This is a genomic window from Wolbachia endosymbiont (group A) of Nomada flava (assembly GCF_964027055.1).
In the GTDB taxonomy this organism is placed as follows: Bacteria; Pseudomonadota; Alphaproteobacteria; order Rickettsiales; family Anaplasmataceae; genus Wolbachia; species Wolbachia pipientis.
The window spans coordinates 435,644-455,538 of sequence record NZ_OZ034725.1 but is presented as its reverse complement, the minus strand read 5'-3'; the positions used below and the strand labels follow the sequence as shown (position 1 = coordinate 455,538).

17 protein-coding genes and 3 pseudogenes are annotated in these 19,895 nt (G+C 35.9%); 7 read left to right on the top strand and 13 right to left on the bottom strand.

Annotated elements, in window-relative coordinates:
- Positions 1–15: 15 nt before the first annotated feature.
- The 4 genes and pseudogenes from AAGD70_RS02375 to AAGD70_RS02360 all read right to left on the bottom strand — a co-directional run bounded on the left by AAGD70_RS02375 (position 16) and on the right by AAGD70_RS02360 (position 1,082).
- Complete coding sequence (locus tag AAGD70_RS02375; protein ID WP_082941436.1) at positions 16–180, bottom strand: IS3 family transposase; 165 nt, start codon at positions 178–180, stop codon at positions 16–18.
- Positions 173–445 (bottom strand): DDE-type integrase/transposase/recombinase, encoded by a 273-nt coding sequence (locus tag AAGD70_RS02370; RefSeq protein WP_341814095.1) that lies wholly within the window; start codon positions 443–445, stop codon positions 173–175. The genes AAGD70_RS02375 and AAGD70_RS02370 overlap by 8 nt, the downstream gene beginning before the upstream one ends.
- Positions 446–569: 124 nt before the next feature.
- Positions 570–650 (bottom strand): annotated as a pseudogene (locus AAGD70_RS02365) (hypothetical protein); the annotation flags it as partial.
- 147 nt (positions 651–797) lie between these two features.
- The gene (locus tag AAGD70_RS02360; RefSeq protein ID WP_038198869.1) at positions 798–1,082 is read right to left on the bottom strand and encodes a transposase; all 285 of its coding nucleotides are present in this window, start codon (positions 1,080–1,082) and stop codon (positions 798–800) included.
- Between the two features lie 85 nt (positions 1,083–1,167).
- Here AAGD70_RS02360 and AAGD70_RS02355 point away from each other — a divergent pair, with 85 nt between their 5' ends.
- Complete coding sequence (locus AAGD70_RS02355; RefSeq protein ID WP_341814094.1) at positions 1,168–1,761, top strand: hypothetical protein; 594 nt, start codon at positions 1,168–1,170, stop codon at positions 1,759–1,761.
- Positions 1,762–1,941: 180 nt separating this feature from the next.
- Here the strand turns inward: AAGD70_RS02355 and gatA are convergent, their stop codons facing one another.
- Positions 1,942–3,411: an Asp-tRNA(Asn)/Glu-tRNA(Gln) amidotransferase subunit GatA gene (gene gatA, locus AAGD70_RS02350; protein WP_065095094.1), complete on the bottom strand. Its 1,470-nt coding sequence runs from the start codon at positions 3,409–3,411 to the stop codon at positions 1,942–1,944.
- Positions 3,412–3,800: 389 nt separating this feature from the next.
- On the opposite strand from gatA, the gene mtaB reads away from it, so the two are divergent.
- Positions 3,801–5,027, top strand: a complete 1,227-nt coding sequence (mtaB, locus tag AAGD70_RS02345; protein ID WP_065095093.1) for a tRNA (N(6)-L-threonylcarbamoyladenosine(37)-C(2))-methylthiotransferase MtaB — start codon at positions 3,801–3,803, stop codon at positions 5,025–5,027.
- A gap of 66 nt (positions 5,028–5,093) precedes the next feature.
- Positions 5,094–6,032 carry an outer membrane protein gene (locus AAGD70_RS02340; RefSeq protein WP_065095414.1) on the top strand — a complete coding sequence of 313 codons (939 nt, stop codon included), beginning with the start codon at positions 5,094–5,096 and terminating at the stop codon, positions 6,030–6,032.
- Positions 6,033–6,039: 7 nt separating this feature from the next.
- On the opposite strand, the gene AAGD70_RS02335 is transcribed toward AAGD70_RS02340, so the two are convergent.
- Complete coding sequence (locus tag AAGD70_RS02335) at positions 6,040–7,527, bottom strand: type II secretion system protein GspD (protein ID WP_065095092.1); 1,488 nt, start codon at positions 7,525–7,527, stop codon at positions 6,040–6,042.
- 119 nt (positions 7,528–7,646) lie between these two features.
- On the opposite strand from AAGD70_RS02335, the pseudogene AAGD70_RS02330 reads away from it, so the two are divergent.
- Positions 7,647–8,471 (top strand): annotated as a pseudogene (locus AAGD70_RS02330) (IS5-like element ISWpi1 family transposase).
- A gap of 25 nt (positions 8,472–8,496) precedes the next feature.
- Here the strand turns inward: AAGD70_RS02330 and AAGD70_RS02325 are convergent.
- A pseudogene (locus AAGD70_RS02325) lies at positions 8,497–8,748 on the bottom strand (hypothetical protein); the annotation flags it as partial.
- A 58-nt stretch (positions 8,749–8,806) separates the two neighbouring features.
- The gene (locus AAGD70_RS02320) at positions 8,807–12,139 is read right to left on the bottom strand and encodes a class I tRNA ligase family protein (protein WP_065094721.1); all 3,333 of its coding nucleotides are present in this window, start codon (positions 12,137–12,139) and stop codon (positions 8,807–8,809) included.
- Between the two features lie 176 nt (positions 12,140–12,315).
- Here AAGD70_RS02320 and AAGD70_RS02315 point away from each other — a divergent pair, with 176 nt between their 5' ends.
- The gene (locus AAGD70_RS02315; RefSeq protein ID WP_065094722.1) at positions 12,316–13,782 is read left to right on the top strand and encodes a peptide MFS transporter; all 1,467 of its coding nucleotides are present in this window, start codon (positions 12,316–12,318) and stop codon (positions 13,780–13,782) included.
- Between the two features lie 139 nt (positions 13,783–13,921).
- Here AAGD70_RS02315 and miaB read toward each other — a convergent pair whose 3' ends face one another.
- From miaB to hemJ, 3 genes are all read right to left on the bottom strand, one after another.
- Positions 13,922–15,241 carry a tRNA (N6-isopentenyl adenosine(37)-C2)-methylthiotransferase MiaB gene (gene miaB, locus AAGD70_RS02310; RefSeq protein ID WP_065094723.1) on the bottom strand — a complete coding sequence of 440 codons (1,320 nt, stop codon included), beginning with the start codon at positions 15,239–15,241 and terminating at the stop codon, positions 13,922–13,924.
- A gap of 185 nt (positions 15,242–15,426) precedes the next feature.
- Positions 15,427–15,756: a hypothetical protein gene (locus tag AAGD70_RS02305; RefSeq protein WP_156518006.1), complete on the bottom strand. Its 330-nt coding sequence runs from the start codon at positions 15,754–15,756 to the stop codon at positions 15,427–15,429.
- A gap of 53 nt (positions 15,757–15,809) precedes the next feature.
- The gene (hemJ, locus tag AAGD70_RS02300; protein WP_010082641.1) at positions 15,810–16,238 is read right to left on the bottom strand and encodes a protoporphyrinogen oxidase HemJ; all 429 of its coding nucleotides are present in this window, start codon (positions 16,236–16,238) and stop codon (positions 15,810–15,812) included.
- Between the two features lie 55 nt (positions 16,239–16,293).
- Here hemJ and pdhA point away from each other — a divergent pair, with 55 nt between their 5' ends.
- Positions 16,294–17,274, top strand: coding sequence for a pyruvate dehydrogenase (acetyl-transferring) E1 component subunit alpha (pdhA, locus tag AAGD70_RS02295; protein WP_065094725.1), 981 nt, complete (start codon positions 16,294–16,296; stop codon positions 17,272–17,274).
- A gap of 105 nt (positions 17,275–17,379) precedes the next feature.
- Here pdhA and AAGD70_RS02290 read toward each other — a convergent pair whose 3' ends face one another.
- On the bottom strand, positions 17,380–17,502 hold the full coding sequence (locus AAGD70_RS02290) for a hypothetical protein (protein ID WP_255356226.1): 123 nt from the start codon (positions 17,500–17,502) through the stop codon (positions 17,380–17,382).
- A 180-nt stretch (positions 17,503–17,682) separates the two neighbouring features.
- On the opposite strand from AAGD70_RS02290, the gene AAGD70_RS02285 reads away from it, so the two are divergent.
- Complete coding sequence (locus tag AAGD70_RS02285; RefSeq protein ID WP_006279888.1) at positions 17,683–18,606, top strand: RluA family pseudouridine synthase; 924 nt, start codon at positions 17,683–17,685, stop codon at positions 18,604–18,606.
- Positions 18,607–18,613: 7 nt separating this feature from the next.
- Here AAGD70_RS02285 and AAGD70_RS02280 read toward each other — a convergent pair whose 3' ends face one another.
- Complete coding sequence (locus tag AAGD70_RS02280) at positions 18,614–19,876, bottom strand: MFS transporter (RefSeq protein ID WP_065094726.1); 1,263 nt, start codon at positions 19,874–19,876, stop codon at positions 18,614–18,616.
- Between the last annotated feature and the right edge of the window lie 19 nt (positions 19,877–19,895).

The window sequence follows — 19,895 nt, the reverse complement described above, 5'->3', positions numbered from 1 at the left end:
TCAGGAATGCAATAGTTAATAATGACGTTGTTTGTTATAAAAAATTTCTATGTATCCAAATATTGCAGTTCTAGTTTGTTGAGCAGAGTGTTGTGAAGTATCAATAAGTATTTCTCTTTTCAATGAGCTAAAGAAGCTTTCTGCAACAGAATTGTCGTAACAGCAGCCTTTATTACTCATCTATATTCTTTACAGCTAAGAGATATTGATACCCTTGCGCAGTATATTGTGAACCTTGGTCACTGTGCAGCAGTAGATTTTTAACAGGTTTACGCCTATTAATGGCCATTAATAAAGAGTTCATAACCAATTGTTTATTTATTGAACTGCTCATTGACCAGCCAACTACCATGCGTGAATATAGATCGATTATTGTTGCCAAATATAGCCATCCTTCTTTGGTTTTTATATAAGTAATCCCATACTTTATTTGGTTGATCGACAATAAAGTTTTGGTCTAATATATTGGGAGCTACGACTCTACTGTCCGTTTGTTGTTTCTTAATTTTAAATTTTCTTCTCAATATAGCCTGAATACCATTTTTCTGCATAATACTTTGCACTGTTTTTAAGTTGCAACTTTTACCCAAAGCCTTTAATTCAGCATGAATTTTAGGAGCTCCATATCTACATTTAGAAGCTTGATATATTTTTTGAATATCTGCTAATAACTCTTTATTTGCTGATTCTCTACTGCTTATTTTCCTTGTAGTCCACTTATAGTAGCCACTAGCAGAAAACCCTACATAATTCCTGCACTTTATAGTGTTTACTATGCTCTTTTATGAAAAAATATTTTACTCTTTTTGACTGGCCAGGGCTTTTTTTAAAATGTCTCTTTCTCTTGTTACTTTTGCTAACTCTTTCTGTAAATCAAATCTCTCTTTGTCATAAGGTGCTACATCTGGAAATGCATTTGCCGCTGACTTTTTTTCGTTATATTTCTTCATCCATTTTCCTAATACACTATCCCTTATTCCTAGATCTCTTGCTACTTTTGCAACTGGTTGACCTACCTTTCTTTGTTCATTTGCCAGCTTAACAGCTTCCAATTTGAATTCTGCCGTATATTCTCTTGCCATTTCTAATCCTCCAAAATTTTATTTTACCCGAAAAAACTCCTTTCTTTCTCTCCACTTTTTCTGGGTAAGGTCAGTATGGGAAAAGGTGAAAGATGTACTAAAAAACCCAGAGATGATAAAAAAGGAATACCAACGTAGAGTATTAGAAAATAAAAATGATGAATCATCAGAGAAAAAGTTTGCAAGAAGAGAAAATCAAATAAAAGAAGGTATCGAAAAATTAATGGAAGATTATTATAGTCAAGAAAATGCAGGAGAGAAAGGATATATAAGCGAGGAAGAATTTAAACAGACAATGAGAAAAATGAAAGAACGCTTACAAGGGATAGAAGAAGAGAAAAAAAAGGTAGTTGATCAGAAGGCAGTAGAAAAAGGAATAAGTCTTATTATAAATAGCATAAAGAATTTTTATTCTAGTGTAAAATCGAACCTGGAACAGCTAGATTGGCAAACTAAGCGCGGCATTATTAAAGCATTAATAGGACAAATTAACATTGGTTGTGATCAGGTAGAAGTAGGATTTCAGATCGAAGAACCAGCACAGGATGGGGGAATTCTTAATTTGTATCATTGTAGTACACATCATAATAAGGGGGTTGGCAAAATGTGTCAAGCAAGTTTTTTCGTTTCTATAAATCTGGATTTCAGCGTTATGCGCTGGAATGACAACGTGAGGTAAATTTTTCAACATCCCAAAATTACAGAATTCAGTCTGTTTAATTAAGTGTGAACTGTTACACGAAAATTTTGTAAACAGATTAATATACCCTGTTTTTGCTATTCATCTAAAAATGGAACCATAGAGTACGTTGAGGAGCGTAAGCAAATTTTAATGCAAAAATTACTATCAAAAAATAGATTATGCAAGAGGTCTAATTATTCTGCCGCAATTTTGCTCTATCACACTTGCCACATTTAATATTCCAGCTTCATCATAATAATTTCCAATCACTTGCAAGGCAAGTGGTAAACCCTCATTGGAGAGCCCAACAGGAACAGAAATAGCAGGCAATCCTGCCAGACTTGCCGGCACAGTAAACACATCATTGATGCACATAATTAGCGGATCTGGCTTTTCATTTAAGCCAAAAGCTTCTGTTGGAGCAGATGGCACAAGTATGTAATCTATTTTTTCAAACGCTTTTATAAAATCATTTCTGATTAATGCCCTGATACACTGTGCTTTTTCGTAATATTCATTGTAATGACCTGAGGAAAGCGCATAAGCGCCAATTAAAATTCTTCTTTTCACCTCTTTACCGAAACCTTCTGCTCTTGTTAGTGAATACATTTCTTCAAGGGTATCAACATCAACCCTTAATCCATAACGCACACCATCGTAACGAGCAAGATTGGATGAAGTTTCAGCAGAACAGATTAAATAATAGACTGGTATTGCATATTTAGTATGTGGCAGAGTAATGTCAACAACTTCAGCGCCATTTTCTTTTAAATAGGAAGCAACTCTTTCCCAATTATGAACTATTTCCTCTGAAATTCCATCCATCCTATATTCTTTTGGTATACCAATACACTTACCCTTGACATCACCATTTATAAAGCTAGAAAATTTAGGCACTGGCTTTTCGCTCGATATTGAATCTTTTGTATCATAGCCACAAATTGCTTCCAGCATTAATGCTGAATCAGAGACAGAACGAGTAATGACTCCTGCTTGATCCAGAGAACTCGCAAATGCAATCATACCAAAACGCGAGCATCTTCCATAAGTTGGCTTTATTCCAACCACTCCACAATAAGCTGCTGGTTGGCGTACAGATCCACCGGTGTCGCTTCCTAACGCTCCAGCGCATAAAAATCCAGCAACCGATGCTGCAGATCCACCAGATGATCCACCAGGAACAACTTTTTCCCCATCACTTTTTCTAATCCACACATTTTCAACAGGGCCAAAATAGCTATTTGTGTTCGCAGAACCCATAGCAAATTCATCCATATTAAGCTTACCGAGCATGGCTGCTCCACTTTTTAAAAGCAAGTCAGACACCGTAGATTCGTAAGTCGGAACGAAATTTTCCAGCATTTTTGAGCATGCTGTTGTTTTTATTCCTTTTGTACAGAATAGATCTTTGATGCCAACTGGTACACCCATGAGCGGCGAGATTAAATCATCCTTTTGCCTAGAGAAATGTTCATCTGCAGCTTTAGCAGCTTTCATTGCTATCTCTGGGGTTTTTGTTATAAATGCATTTAATTTCTCATTTTCAACCGCACTGATGTGCGCCTCTACGAGTTCAACGGCAGAAAAACTCTTTTTTTTGAGCCCGTCATGCATTTGTGTAATACTTAACTTTCTTAGTTCATTCATCAATATTTAATTTTTAGCAAGACGTTAATTATAACATGGCACGATAAAAAATCCATACATTTATAGTTACAGCTAGAAATGTAGCTAAGGTAACTTAGATTCACCGACAATCGTCATCCCGCTACTTGTTAGCGGCTAAGAGATACCGCAGCGGTATGACGTAGAAGCTATACTTTTATACTCACCAACTCAGTATCCAATCCGGATTGTATCTTAAAAAGGTCAAAAGACTATAATAAGCAAAGGAGTGATACTGTGTCTGAGTGAAAATCGTTGAGATCCCAGTGTCTGCTGCTTGCATAGCATTTATTTACAAAAAAATAGTCATGCAAGAGACTTTGCTTGGATATTTGATATAATTTAGGTCTATTAAAGCAAAAAATACTAACATGAATGAAGTGATAACATTTGGTTGTCGTCTAAATTTTTACGAGAGCGAGTTAATCAAAGAAGCATTAAAAAAAGCAAAGAGAGAAAATGTTGTTGTGGTGCATAGCTGTGCAGTGACAAACGAAGCAGAACGTCAGGTAAAGCAAAAGATACGTAAGATTTACAAAAATGATCCAAATAAAGAAATTATCGTAGTTGGTTGTGCTGTTCAGTTGGATCCAGAAGTTTACAGTAGCATTCCTGGTGTAAGTAAAGTGCTTGGTAATCAAGATAAGCTAAAAGCTGAAAATTACTTACTAAATGACGATAAAATCTTGGTCAGTGATAACCAAGTAGAACCTGTTCTAATTAATGGATTTGAAGATAAGTCAAGGGCATTTATTGAAATTCAAAATGGTTGTAATCATAGCTGCACATTTTGTTCAATTACTGAGGCAAGAGGGAATAATCGATCTGTGCCAATAAACAGTATTATAGAGCAAATCAGGATCTTTGTAGAAAATGGATATCAAGAAGTAGTGTTTACAGGGGTTGATATTACTGACTTTGGTACAGATTTGTTGGGTAAGCCATCACTTGGTTCAATGATTAGGAGAGTTTTAAAGGATATACCAGAGTTGAAGAGGCTAAGACTTTCCTCTATCGATGTTGCTGAAGTTGACGACGAATTAATGGATTTAATAGCTAATGAGTCAAGACTTATGCCTCATTTACATTTGAGTCTACAATCTGGTAATAATTTAATACTAAAGAGAATGAAGCGTCGTCACAACAGAGAACAAGTGATAGAATTTTGTCATAAAATGAAGAGCTTGAGGCCTAATATAGCATTTGGCGCTGATATTATTGCTGGATTTCCAACAGAAACTGATGAAATGTTTCAGGATACAGTTGATTTACTGAAAAAAACAAATATAGTTTACCTACATGCTTTTCCATATTCAGAGCGGAAAAATACACCTGCTGCACGAATGCCACAAGTACCAGAGAATGTGCGTAAAGAACGAGTAAAAAATTTAAGAGAAGTAAATAAAGAAATTGTGAGCAGTTTTTGTCAATCCTTGATCAACACTAAGCAAAGTGTTCTGGTTGAGCAAAATAATGTCGGTAGAGCAGAAAATTTTGCATTAATAAAGCTTGAATCAAGAGCGCAAGCTAAAAGTATTGTGAAAGTTAATGTTACAGGCGTAGAGAATAATTATTTAATTGGAAATACTCTTTCTTAATTTTTGTACATTAAAGAAATATATGATATGATGGTTATACTATAAATGATAATTATGGGTTCATTTGTGATAACTAAAAGATCTATTACTTTATTTTTGATTTTAATTTCATGTGTCTATTTTTTTATTACTTATATCGGTAATTATGTACACGTTGAACAAGTTATTGGAACACAACTCTTAAAACTAGAAACGGACAATAATGAAGATGTAATGCATTCTAAAGAGGTTACTGAAAAAGAAGTACTAACAGAGGATTTAAAATATCAAGAACCTGAAAATAGTCCTATTGAACAACCTTCTATTCTCCAAGTAGCTGATCAGAAAAATATGTGGTCACGTATCGCAGATCAAGCTGAGCCTACAAAAGAAAAATCAAAAAAACTTGATTTTTATGTTAGCGCTAACGGTGGTAAGGTATACCATGATAATTCAGAAACATTTGTAAAGGGTATAAAGGCAATAGGGGAGAGAGTCCTAACTTTAGTTGAAAGTCATTATGGTTTTATAATAAAAAATATAGTGGCAGATGAAATTAAAAGTATACAGCAATTTGATGGTAAAATTGATTTCCAGTGGTTTAGCAGCGTGTCTTTAGGTTACTATGCTGGAGAAAATGGTAAAATTGATTTTGAAGCCGCGTATTCTATAGCCAATATTGAAGATAGTAATTCTCCTCCGGTATTTGATAAATCAGCAAGTATATTTGCGTTTTTGTTAAACTTCTATTATAATCCCAGCGTTCAGGATACACAATTTGCTCCGTACATCGGTCTTGGTATAGGGCCAACAGTTTTTAGATTAAAAAGGATTAATGGGTCACCCCAAAATTCAATGCCACTGAATGTTCCTTGGTTTGCTTATCAAATAAAACTTGGTGTTGATTATTCAATAATCCCAGAAATCAAAACCTTTCTCGGCTATCGTTACTTTAGCGTTCCGATACCTGTTGCAGATGACATATCTACTCACAATATTGAAGTTGGTTTGATATTTAATTTTTAGTGATAATTTAATATATATATAAATTCTTATCTTTTCTATCTAACAAACCAAATGTTGGTACGATTGTTGCTTTTAAAAAAATGACAGTTTCTACTGTTCTAATATTATTCGCTAGCCTTTTTGATTTCTGATGCAATAAGCTTTGCTTATCTTCTCTATGTTCTATAAGCCCGCCGATTACCATAATTTCACCGCTCTTAATTTTTAACATAGAGTTCATTTCTCTGATTTCAACAATTGGAATGTCGCTATTTAATTTCATTTTACTCTGCTGTGCGACGTACTCTATATCTGGATCTTTAGTGTAGCCGTTAATTCTTGATAAAGTTGGATGTATATCCATGAATATTTCACTAGTATCAATGTTAATGCTTGGGTGGATTATTAGCACAACACCTATTGGGACGCTATTCATCTTGGTAATTAAGGTCTGATTAGAGTTTCTAGTATCTTTTTGTATATCGGAGGTAAAATAAATATGGTTTTTAGTAAATGAAATCATCGCTTGCTGATTATTTATAGCATGTACTCTGGGGCTTGAAATTACAGTTGAAGTGCCAAATTTGTCTAAATTTTTTACTAAATCTCCTAGATCATTCGCACCAAAGTTCATTGCTAGGTTAATAATGGAGTTATCTTGATTTATTATAGACTTAGTTCCATCTTGTAAGTCATTTAAGTTCATACCAGAAAGGTATTTGTCATCTAGCACAACTTCAACTATTTTTGCCTCTATCATTACTTGAGAAGACGCTAACTTCTTAACCTTATTAATATATTCTTCAACAGCTTTGTGGACATCTTTTCTAGCATTCAAAATAATAACACCAGCTTCTCTGTTGGATGAAAGGAATTCGCCATCATCCACCCCGTTAACATCCATTATTGCATTCAAGCCTTTTTCTAATGAGTTCCATAAGTCACTACTGTATTGAGACTTCATAACATTGTTATAGTCCCTATCAACGTTACTTCCATCACTGTTAGTAATATTGTTACTAATGACGAAACTGCTTTGAGCAGAATGTTGAATATTGATGAAGTCTACGTAATAATTTTGCGCGTATGGCAAGTCCTGCTCAATTCTAATTACACCATTACTTATTGAGTAACGCAGTTTGGCGCTATTTGCTATACTCTGAATTACTTCGTTTATATCCTTATCTTTTAGCTTTAAAATAATATTACCTGATATTTTTGGGTCCATATCCAAGTTAACGTCAGAAAGTTTTCCTATCTCAATCAGCAAATCTTTTACTGATACTTCTTCACTAACATTAATAGAAATAAGCTGATTACTGATTGTGAGATCGGGAAACTCTATTGGTAAAGGCATAATTTCTGGTATTGCCGGTTCATTAATCTCCAAAGAGGTGTTATATTGTTGCAACGGATAATCGTGCTTATAATTGTCTATGTTAATAGGATATTGCTTGGTAGGTAGATGTGTGCAAGAAATAATGAAGAGGAGTATTAAGCATTTAAAAATAGCCATTAGAACAGCATACAAAATCTATACTAATAGATTTCTATAAAAATATTAAAAATGTATTTAGAGGTTGTCCGGAAACAAGTAAAAGGCTATAATATCTGAAATTTTAGTACGGGGTAAAGATGAGAAAAAAGTATCCAACAGATCTAAGCGAAAGGGAATGGGCAAGAATAGAAAAACACTTCAGAGTATCATACAAGAAAGGAGGAAGGCCGCCAAAGTATAGCAAAAGAGAAATATTAGAAGCAATTTTCTATGTATTGCGTACAGGGTGTCAATGGCGGTATTTACCAAATGATTTTCCGCTATGGAAGACTGTGTATGAGCAGTTCAGGCAATGGAAGAAGCAGGGAATTTTTGAGAAAATGAATTATGAAATATAGTAGAAGAAAAATAGGAAGGAATGAGCAGCCGAGTGCCTGTATAGTAGATAGTCAATCTGTAAAGACTACAGAAAAGGGGGGATCAAAGGCTATGATGGAAGTAAAAAAGTAAAGGGTAGAAAAAGGCATATAATTACAGACACTCAGGGTTTTATACTAGGTTGTTACGTAGGCGCTGCTAACGAAAATGATAGAGATGGTATTAAAATAGCATTAAACAATATGAGAACAAAATATACTAAAGTTAAAAAAATGTGGGCTGACATGGGATACCAAGGAAGAAATTTAAAGAATCACATAAAGGAAGAATATGACATAGATATTGAAATTGTTAAAAGGCCTCCATGTAGATTTTGGGTGCACAAAGATACGCCACCTGAGCTACTACCAACAAGAGAACAAGGGTTTAAAGTACAGCCAAGAAGATGGGTTGTAGAAAGGACTTTTGCTTGGGTTAATAGGAATAGAAGGCTATCGAAGGAGTATGATTTACTCACAACATCCACTGAGAATTTCATATACCTAGCTATGAGTAGGGTTATGTTAAAGAGGGAATATGCTTGAATTTACTTGTTTCCGGACAACCTCTGAGTGGAACGTTAAAATTAGCTAACGGCTCTTGTTCTTCCACAGCATCAAAAAATTCTTCTTCCTCTTCTGAAGTAGCAAGACCTAAATTATTCCCTTCTTCTACATTAGAAACAGGTTCCTGTTCTTCCATAGCATCAAAAAACTCTTCTTCCTCCTCCAAAGTAGCAACAGATTCTACTTTACCTAAATCATCACTATTGTTATTCAAATCAACAACTTTTCCATAATCATCTGCAACAGCCTTATTCATATTATAACCTTACCTCAAGTAACCTAAGTATAGCATAAACAATGACAACTTTCAACTACTAATAATTTAACCTAATACCAACACTTAAATCCTGATATTCTTTAGAATAAAAGTTAGTTCCAATTTCTGTATTAATGTCCAAAGATAAGGTAAGGGTCTGCTCTTTTATATATTCAATCCACGTATTTATTGCTTCCTTAATTTTCTCATCTCCTGTTTTGATTATTACTCTGATTCTATCGGACATATGAAAATCAGCTTGTTTCCTGGTTTCCTGAATGAGCCTCACAACATCTCTTGCAAGCCCTTCTAGAATCAATTCATCATTTAAAGTGGTGTTCAGAATCACAATCCCTTTGTTGGTATCAAACACGGAGGAAAATTCACTGTTTGCTTTTAATAATAGTTCATATTCGCCTTTTTCTATGATGTAATTTTCTGACTCGTCCCCCAAAAATATGAGACCTCTTTCTGTCATTCCAGCGCGTGACGCTGGAATCTGCGTCTGGATCCCAGTGTCATTTACTCGGATGACACCGGATTCAACTTGTTTCCACTTTCCTTGTTTAACATATTGAACCAGTGTCTTAATCTTCTCCGGAACTCTCTTTCCAAGCATAGGGAAGTTGAGTTTTAACTCTAGTGATGCAATATCTTCAAGTCTGTTTACTAACTCCAGTTTTTTTACATTTACCTCATCTTTTATCATCTCTTGATATTCATCTTCAAGAAAACCGCAGGAAGACTGATGATAAATCCTCATACTGCCAAGTGGCTGCCTGATACGTATATTAAAAGTGTTTCTAATAGAGAGTGCAGAGTTGCACATCTCTCTCACCAAATCCATCTTGGCAATGAGCTGACTATCAAACTTCTCTAATTGTGGGAAATCAGCCAAATGAACAGATGTTTCTTCATACTTAAGCCCTTGCCATATAGTCTCTGTTATAAGTGGCAACAAAGGAGCTGCAGCACGAAGTATGTAATAAAAAACCGTATATAGAACATTATAAGCATCAGTTTTATCCTGATCCAAATCACTTTTCCAAAAACGCTCGCGACTGCGACGAATATACCAATTATTTAGCACTTCAAAAAAGTTCATTAAAATTTTGCAAGCCTCTTGGGAGTTATAGCTGTTCATAGAAGCTTGGATACTTTCTACAGCTTCAAAACATTTGGAAATCGTGTAGCGATCAATAGTACTTTGATAATCCTTACACACTTCAGCTTTAATTCCATCTGCATTTGCATACATAGTAAAAAAGTGATAACTGTTCCACATAGGTTTTATTACGTTTTTCAGAACATCTCGTATTGAGTTTCCTTCTTTATCGAGTAGCAAATTACCACCACAAACAATGGATCCAGAAAGCATAAGAAAACGCAGTGCATCAGAACCGTATCTATCAAAAACCTCCATTGGATCTGCATAGTTATTCAAACGTTTGGACAATTTTTGCCCTTTTACATCCAAAACAACACCGTGGCATATGCAGTTCTTAAATGGTTCCCTATCAAACAAAGCAGTGGACAATACAAAGAGCGTATAAAACCACCCCCTGGTTTGCGCTATGTATTCAGTGATAAAATCCGCAGATTCAAACCACTCCTTATTTTCAAACGGATAGTGGACTTGCGCAAATGGCATCGAGCCAGATTCAAACCAGCAGTCAAACACGTCAGGTACACGGCGCATAACTGATTTTCCTGTTGGATCATCAGGATTTGGTCTTGTTAAAGTATCGATAAATGGTCTGTGCAAGTCGTCTATTTTAACATTAAAATCTCTCTCCAGTTCTTCTATTGAACCATATACATCTACTCTTGGATATCTCGCATCGTCTGATTTCCATACAGGGATTGGCGTACCCCAGAATCGATTGCGTGAAATTGACCAGTCGTGTGCCCCTTCAAGCCATTTTCCAAATTGACCATCTCTAATGTGGTTTGGTATCCAATTAACTCTCTTATTTAGCTCTACCATTCTGCTTTTGAATTTTGTAACAGCAACATACCAAGAAGGCATAGTGCGATAGATCAAAGGAGTGTCAGTTCTCCAGCAGTGTGGATAATTGTGAATATATTGCTCAGTTTTGAACCAGTTTCCTTGTTCTTTCAATTTTTTTATTACTGTATCATTGGTATCAAAAACATGAACTCCCGCTAAATCCGAAACTTCAGCAGTAAATTTTCCACTGTTATCAATTGGACAAATAACTGGAATATCATGGCTTTGGCAAAGGTAAAAATCTTCCTCACCAAATCCAGGAGCAGTGTGCACAACGCCAGTACCATCTTCTTCCGTCACATAATCAGCAATAAAAACGCGAAATGCATTTTTTGTGTCTTTAAAATAGTCAAACAGTGGTTTGTAAGAAAGACCTGCAAGATCATTCGCTTTAAGTTTTATATTGCAGTTTTCATATGGAATATTGCTTTGTTCAGAGTGGCTGATAAATTTCTCTAAGTAGCTTTCAGCAAAAATGTATATTTCACCATTCATTGAACTTCCTTCACTACTCCCTGTCATCCCAGTGCCCAGACACTGGGATCCAGAAATAGATTCCAGCGTCACGCGCTGGAATGACATCAAAGGGTGGACTGACACTGCACAATACTTAATATCTTTTCCTATTGCTAAAGCCAAGTTGCTCGGCAACGTCCAAGGAGTTGTAGTCCAAGCAAGTAATTTACACTTTCGTTTAACACTTTTAAATTGCTGTGGGTTTTCTAAAAGCTCAAATGCAACAGTTACAGCTTTGCTAACTTTTTCTCTATACGCGTTATCAAGCCTTGTTTCGAAATTAGATAATGGAGTTTCGCATGCCCAGCTATATGGTACAACGCGCACTGATTCATACACCAGACCCTTATCATAAAGCTGCTTGAATGCCCACATGACCGACTCCATGAATGATTTATCCATAGTCTTATAGTCATTGTGAAAGTCTACCCACCTTGCTTGCCTATTTACATACTTCTCCCACTCTGATGAAAATTTCATCACAGAAGTACGGCAATGATCGTTAAATTTATCTATACCAAACTTCTCTATCTCAGTTCTACCAGATATTCCAAGTTCCTTTTCTGCTCCCATCTCAGCCGGCAATCCATGGCAATCCCAGCCAAATCTACGTTCAACCCTTTTTTGAAGCATAGTTTGATATCTTGCAAATGCGTCTTTGATGAAACCAGTGAGTAAATGTCCATAATGCGGAAGTCCATTTGCAAACGGAGGCCCATCGTAAAAGACAAAACAATTATCCTTGGAACGTTCTTCAACTGACCGCTCAAAAACTTTGTTTTCCTGCCAAAATTTTATGATTTCCTTTTCTAACGATGAAAAATCAGGACTACTTACTGTATCAGGATAATGCTTTGACTTCATGTTCGCTATGTAAAACTAAAGAATATAGGGCTTTCTGAAAAATTACAAATTCAAAAATATTTCCGTAGCTCACACCCCAACAAACTATTCTGCCGAGCTTCCAATACCTTTTTTTAAGTTTTACTTGCAGTTTTTATTGTTTTACTTAACATTAACCCAAGCTTTAGGGGTATTTTATGGATCAGAAGACAGATAAGTTTCCACAATTTTTAAAAATGTTGTGCTTTGTTGAAATGTGGGAACGTTTCTCTTACTATGGAATGAGGGCACTTTTGGTCCTATTTTTGACTTCTCACTTAGGTTTCACTGATGAGAGGGCCTTTACTATTTACTCATTATTTGCTGCAACAGGTTATGCTATACCAATACTTGGAGGTTTTTTAGCTGATAAGTTGATGGGGTTCCGCAACATGGTGTTGCTTGGAGGGATAGTGATGATAGCAGGTCATGCTTGCATGTCATTAGTTGACTTTGAACCAGGTTTATTATATTTAGGTTTATCTCTAATAGCCATAGGTACTGGTATGTTTAAAGGGAACGTAACTAACTTACTTAGTTCATGCTATGGCAAAGACGATCCTGAACGTAGCAGAGGCTTTACTTTATTTTACGTAGGCGTGAATATTGGAGCAATATTGGCTTCTATTTCATGTGGTTATGTAGCCCACTTGTTTGGCTGGCACTACGGCTTTGGTTTAGCTGGTATTGGGATGTCTATAGGGCTAATCTTTTTTCTCAAATTTCAGAATCTTTTAGGAGATAGCGGCCTTTCTCCTTATCCAGAGCTTATGAATAAGCGCATATTAGGGATTAAAATTTTTGGTATAGTATTGATAGGAAGCTTTCTGTCATCATCAATAATTGCTAAAATGCTTATACATAGTGAATTTTTTACTAATATGCTCATATTTGTTGGAATAACAGCTCTGGGCATATTTACTTATATAATATCTAAATTATCAGCAGAACAAAGACGAAAATTAGTGGCATTATCTATTCTTGTGGTATTTTTCTTGTGTTTTTTTGCTTTAGAAATGCAGCTTGGCTCTTTGGTTAACTTATTCACCGAAAGAAACGTTATTAACAATGTATTAGGTATAACAATTCCAGCTTCAGTTTCTCAAGCCATAAATCCTTTGTCAATTATAATATTTGGCTTTCTTTTTGGAACATACATGAAGTTTAAGCAAAAATATGCAACTTCCATGTTTACCCTTGGCCTTCTGACAATGGCTATGTGTTTTTTCACACTGTACATAGGATGTTTAAACTCTAACATTGAAGGTAAAGTAGAATACTTATATTTAATAATTGCTATCTCCTTTATGGGACTGGGAGAATTATGTATTGCTCCATTAGTCCAAGAACAAGCAACTACACTAGCCCCCAAAAACCTTAGAGGAGTAGTGATGGGTATAGTAATGCTGTCATTAGCGTTTTCTAACCTAGCCGGAGTTGCAATATCAAAATTTATGTCAGTTCCTTCAGTAAATGGTAAAATAAATTATTTAGAATCTTTAGAAATATATAAAGAGGGTTTTTTAAAGGTGGGAATATTTAATTTAATGCTCGTTATTGTATTTTTATTCTTCTTCAATTTTATACATAAAGTTGTTACTAACTCATCTTGTACAAAAAATTGATATAGGTAAGCTCAAATTTGTAGGTTTAAGGTACCCGTTCAGCAGAGGTAGCAATTAAACTTTGTAACTTTTGAAAAAGATTATGATTGCATTTTTTCAATGCTCTTTGCTTAAGACTTATATTTAACGCTGCTTAAAATCAGTGAAATGCACACCCCAGCAAACTACTCTGCCGAGCTTCCAACACTTTCACATTTACTATTTTGTCCCTGTATTTATCTTCAGGGTCATCAATGCACACTGATTGCATATATGGGCTTTTACCAATAATTTGGTTTTGGTGTTTACCTTTTTTATCGCTAAATAGAACAGGTATAGTTTTGCCTACCATACTCTGGTTAAACTCAAGTTGTTGCTTACTAATTAATTTCTGTAAACGAAGAAGGCGCTCTGTTTTAACCTCTTCTGGTACTTGATCTTTTCTTTCCGCTCCCGGTGTGCCTGGTCTTGGGCTGTATTTAAAACTATAAGCCTGAGCATATCTAACTTTTTCTACTAATTTCATAGTTTCTTCAAAATCTTTTTCGGTTTCTCCAGGAAAACCAACAATAAAATCAGAAGAAAATTCGATTTCAGGTTTCAATTTGCGAAATCTGTCTATTATTTCCAAATACTCCTCTGCAGTGTGTTTCCTGTTCATCGCGTGCAATATTTTATTCGAACCAGACTGCACAGGCAGGTGAACAAACGGTATGAGCTTTGGCTCTTCCGCATGTGCCAAGTAGAGAGATTCATGCATATCTCTTGGATGAGAAGTTGTATAACGAATCCTCTCTAGCTTTTCAATTTTAGCAATATGACTAATTAATTTTCCTAAATCCCACACTTCCCCTTCGCACTCCCCATGGTAAGCATTGACGTTCTGACCAAGCAAATTGATCTCATTTGCCCCATTTGCAACTAATTTCAATGCTTCACGAAATATTTCATTTACTGGCCGTGAATACTCAGCTCCACGAGTATAGGGCACTACACAAAACGTACAAAATTTATCACAACCCTCTTGTATGGCAAGAAATGCAGAAGACCCCTGGCTATTGCCATAGCATTCATCTGGCAATTTATCAAACTTTGCAACTTCAGGAAAATCAGTGTTTATTACATGACCTTTACTTCTGCTTGCTTTGACTATCAGCTCCGGTAAGGTAGCGATACTCTGCGGACCAACAACAATATCAACAAAAGGAGCCCTTCTGAACACTTCTTCTCCCTCTGCTTGCGCTACACACCCAGCCACCACTATAGTCATTTCTTTTCGTAACGAATGAATCTTCCCAAGCTCTGAGTAAAGTTTTTCTGCTGCCTTCTCTCTAATGTGACAAGTATTCAGTATCACTAAATCGGCTTTCCCTGCATCACTAACAACGTTGAACCCCAAAGGTTTAATTACATTTTCCATTAAAACGGAGTCATAAACGTTCATCTGACAGCCGTAAGTTTTAATATATAGGCCTTTCATATTTGGTATGTCTTTTTCAAAATTTCTTCACCCTACACGTAAATGTCTAACAGACCAGCGCGTGACGCTAGTGAACTTGCTAGCACAATAGATTTTGACAAAATTATACGAAAAACTGGATCCCAGTGTCAAGCACTGGGATGACAAGTTCTCGGCAACCCCTATGTCATACCATCACGGTATCTCTAGATCCCGCTAACAAGTAGCGGGATGACGGTTGTCAGGGTGTCATGAAAGTAGCTAACACTGGCTTCCATCCAAGAGGGCAGTGCCCTCTTCTTGTCATCCCAGTGCTTGACACTGGGATCCAGGAAAAAGAATGGTGTCATCCGAGTAGCTTGACACTGGCATCCAGGAAACTTAATTGCAAGTAATGCATTGAGTTTGGTGAGTATGGGTTTTGCGTTATAGAATGAAGCACTTTTGGTGAATTTGTAAAGAAAGCTGGATCCCAGTGTCAAGCACTGGGATGACAAGAAAGGGAGCACTGGAATTTTTATTTCAGTATTGTACATTAGCCATGCATCTGAACAGGTACGAGCTTTCTGCTTTTTTTGGGTAAGGTCAGTCAAAAAGGTTTTACAACAACCATAATAACTATAACTATTATCAATACTGTAACTGCTTCATTTAAAACGCGAAAATAAATATGTGACTTCTTATTCGAACCCATTGCAAAATTTTTCCTATATTTTGCAAGTAGCATATGAATAATTAACATCAAAAGTATTGCAAATGCTTTTACATGAAACCATCCTTCACGATATGCTTCCCTAATAACCATTAGTGTAATTCCAAGACCAAGTGAGAAAAGCATTGCAGGGTTTATGATATATCTAAGTAGCCTCTTTTCCATTGTTTGAAGCAAGCTATCATTTTCCGATCCCGGTTTTACAGTTGCATGGTAGACATAAAGCCTGGGTAAATAAAGCATACCTGCCATCCACATGATAACAGAGATAACGTGAAAAGCCTCAAGCCAATGGTAATAGTTCATTAGCAAAAATTTAAAATTCCTGGTATTGTGTTAGTTTAATGAAAAAGAAATCGATATGAAAGCAGAAAATTTCACTAAAGAACAGATAATTGGATTCTACAGGAAAATGCTACTCATACGCAGATTTGAGGAAAAAGCAGGACAATTATATGGGATGGGATTAATAGGCGGGTTCTGTCACCTATCAATAGGACAAGAAGCAGTTGCAGTTGGAACTCAAGCTGCATCAAAATTAGGTGACGCTTTTATCACAAGTTATAGAGACCATGGCTTAATGCTCGCATGTGATTCTGATCCAAATGTTGTAATGGCAGAGCTTACCGGCAAAGAAACAGGATGCTCGAAAGGTAAAGGTGGTTCGATGCACGTATTTGACGTTGAAAAAAAATTCTTCGGCGGGCATGGAATAGTGGGAGCACAAGTTCCAATTGGCACAGGAATAGCATTTGCTAATAAATATAAGAAAAAAGATAATGTGGTATTTACATATTTTGGCGACGGTGCTGCAAATCAAGGACAAGTATATGAATCGTTTAATATGGCATCTTTGTGGGAGTTGCCTGTGGTTTACATCATAGAAAATAATGAATACGCAATGGGAACCTCCGTGCAAAGATCAACTTTAGTAACAGAGTTATATAAAAGAGGAGAAAGTTTTGGTATTCCTGGAAAACAAGTTGATGGAATGGATTTTTTCTCTGTTTATGAGGCTACAAGCGAAGCAGCGGAACACACACGCAGCGGAAAAGGGCCTATCCTGCTTGAAATGAAGACATATCGATATCGCGGTCACTCAATGTCAGATCCTGCTACTTATCGCTTAAAAGAAGAAGTTGAAGATATGAAGCAAAATCATGACCCTATAAGCACTTTAAAGAAATACATGACAGATAATAAAATGGCTTCAGAAGAAGAGTGCAAAGTAATTGATAAGGAAATACGTGATTTAGTAAAAAAGTCGGAAGATTTTGCCAAAAATAGTAAAGAACCAAGCGTTGATGAGCTGTATACTGATATTTATAAATTTGTTAGCTAATTTTTTTATCCAGAACTGTACAAACATTGTATAGTAAACGATGTCATCCAAATAGCTCCTTCTCCCGTCATCCAAGTGCCCTCCTTTTTTTGTCATCCCAGTGCTCTAACTACTTGGATCCAGCTGAGTTGGTGAGTATAAAAGTATAGCTAACGCAAGCTCTACATCATGCCGCCGCGAACCGTCATACCGCGATTCATTCGCGGTATCTCTAGATCCCGCTAACAAGCAGCGGGATGACGGTTGTCAGGCTAGCTGTCATCTCAGTAGTCTCCTTCTCCTGTCATCCGAGTAGCTGACACTGGTTCCTTTATGACGGCAGTAGCCCCTTCGGTGTCATTCCAGTGCTTGACACTGGAATGACACCAATAATTGACATTTCACTAGATATTCATTATAAAGAATGGAATGCTACAAAGTATAAAAACCATATTAATAGAAGACGATAACGTTAGGCTGGATAGGTACATCAGAAGAATCTTTCCTGATTTAAAGCAATCTGTAATTGAAAAATCTTTAAGGAAAGGATTAATCAAAGTTGATGATTGCAAAGCAAAGTCCAGTGATAGAGTAAATTCTGGGCAAACTATAACGCTGAAGCACTTGAATTATATTGAAAACGCTAATTCTGATCGCAAATATAATGAAAAGTTAGTGAATCTACTAAGAGAGAACATATTATATGAAGACGAATATATACTAGCTATAAACAAACCCGCAGGGGTCATCGTTCAAGGTGGCGTAAAAGTAAAGATTAGCATGAGTGATTTGCTTGACCAAATAAGAGAGGGAGAAACATTTAAAATTGTCCATAGGCTAGATAGAGATACGAGTGGAGTGATAATATTCGCACGCAACGCTAATGTTGCCAGATACCTTATGGAAGAATTTAAAGGACGAAGAGTAAAAAAAACTTATTTAGCATTAACTTCTGGCATACCGAGCAAGGATAGTGGAACAATAGACTATCCATTGGTGAAAAAATATGTTTCAGGTCAAGAAAAAGTGGTCGTTGATGAAAATTCACCTCAGAATGCCACTACGCATTTTTCAATTATAGCAAAATCCAAACACAATGTTGCTTATTTAAAATTACAACCAATTACCGGCAGAACCCATCAGTTACGTGCACATTTAGCTCATATAAATTGCCCTATTCTTGGTGACGGTAAATATGGTGGTAAAAAAGCTTTTATTGATGGGATAGCAAATAAAATTCACCTTCATTCGCATTCTTTATCTTTAAAACTGCCAAACAATAAAGAAATCACTATCACCGCTCCTATCACTAAACACATCGAAAAATCCATTGAAGCGCTATTTTTCGACTGAAACGATTTCACCAATCAACTTTTCTGTCTTTGGCTTTAATTTGAAGCACAGATATTAGGCTAATTAATGCGCAGGCAGTAAGATAAATGCCTGCTGCAAGTTTTGTTTCGGTTTTTTCTATAAGCCACATGCATATGGATGGAGAAAGGCCACCAAATATTCCTGCAGATATGTTATGTGCGAGGCTAAAGCCCGTGCACCTAACTTTCGTTGGAAATAACTTGCAAGCAAGAGAATTATATATTCCAAAAGATGCACTTATTGGTATGGTTATTAGCCAATAAGTGGGCGTTATAACATAGTGGTTATCATAGGACAGTAGCGAAAATGCCGGTAAGCTAGCGCAAGCTAATACTATTAGTACAGGAACCATCACGTTTTTCCTCCCAACTTTATCAGATAACGTTGCGAACAACACTGCAGATGTTCCAAATATAATTTCGCTTATAATTCTTACTACATTTTTAATATCGATGCCTGACAGGGTAAATTCTTTTACAGATATGTTGTAAAACATGATTGCTGAATAAACGATTGCATTTTGAGCAATACCAAGTCCAATTGCTATCACAAATGCTTTTTTATAGTCCCTGATTAACTCTAAAAATGGAGAATTAGATAAGCTTTTATTTTGATCGTGCACTTTATATGCTAAGCTCTCTTCCATTATATATCTTGTTAAAAAGCCTATTATGCCCATAATGAAGCAGAAATAGAAGGGCAACCTCCAGCCCCAAATTTCATAATTTTCACCTGTAAACTTTTTGCAAACAGCTATCATTACAAAGCATGTAATAGAACCAAGAGCACCACTAAAAGCTTTCATGCTACCTAAAAAGCCTAGATTTTTTTTATCGCTTGAATGCTCTATTAAAAAAGCTGAATTGATACTTGTTTCTCCACCTGCTGCCATTCCTTGTGTTATTCTACAAAGCAGAAGCAGTATAGGAGAAAATATTCCTATTTCTTTAAAGCTTGGTATAATCGCAATTGCAGTAGATGATATCGAAGCTAATATTACGGAAGTCAGCAAAATTTTCCTTCTGCCGTATTTATCTCCAATGTAACCAAAAATAAATGCACCAAGTGGTCTAAATCCAAATCCAATTGCAAAACTACCAAGAAATTTGATTGTGTTTAAATAATCGCTTTCTGAAGGAAAAAAAACATTGCTTATTATATGTGTTAAAACTCCAAATAGAGTTAATTCATACCATATAATCATGTTGCAGATTATGCCCGATAGTATTGCCTTTTGGATGTTAGTCATAATCTTTCGATTTAACATA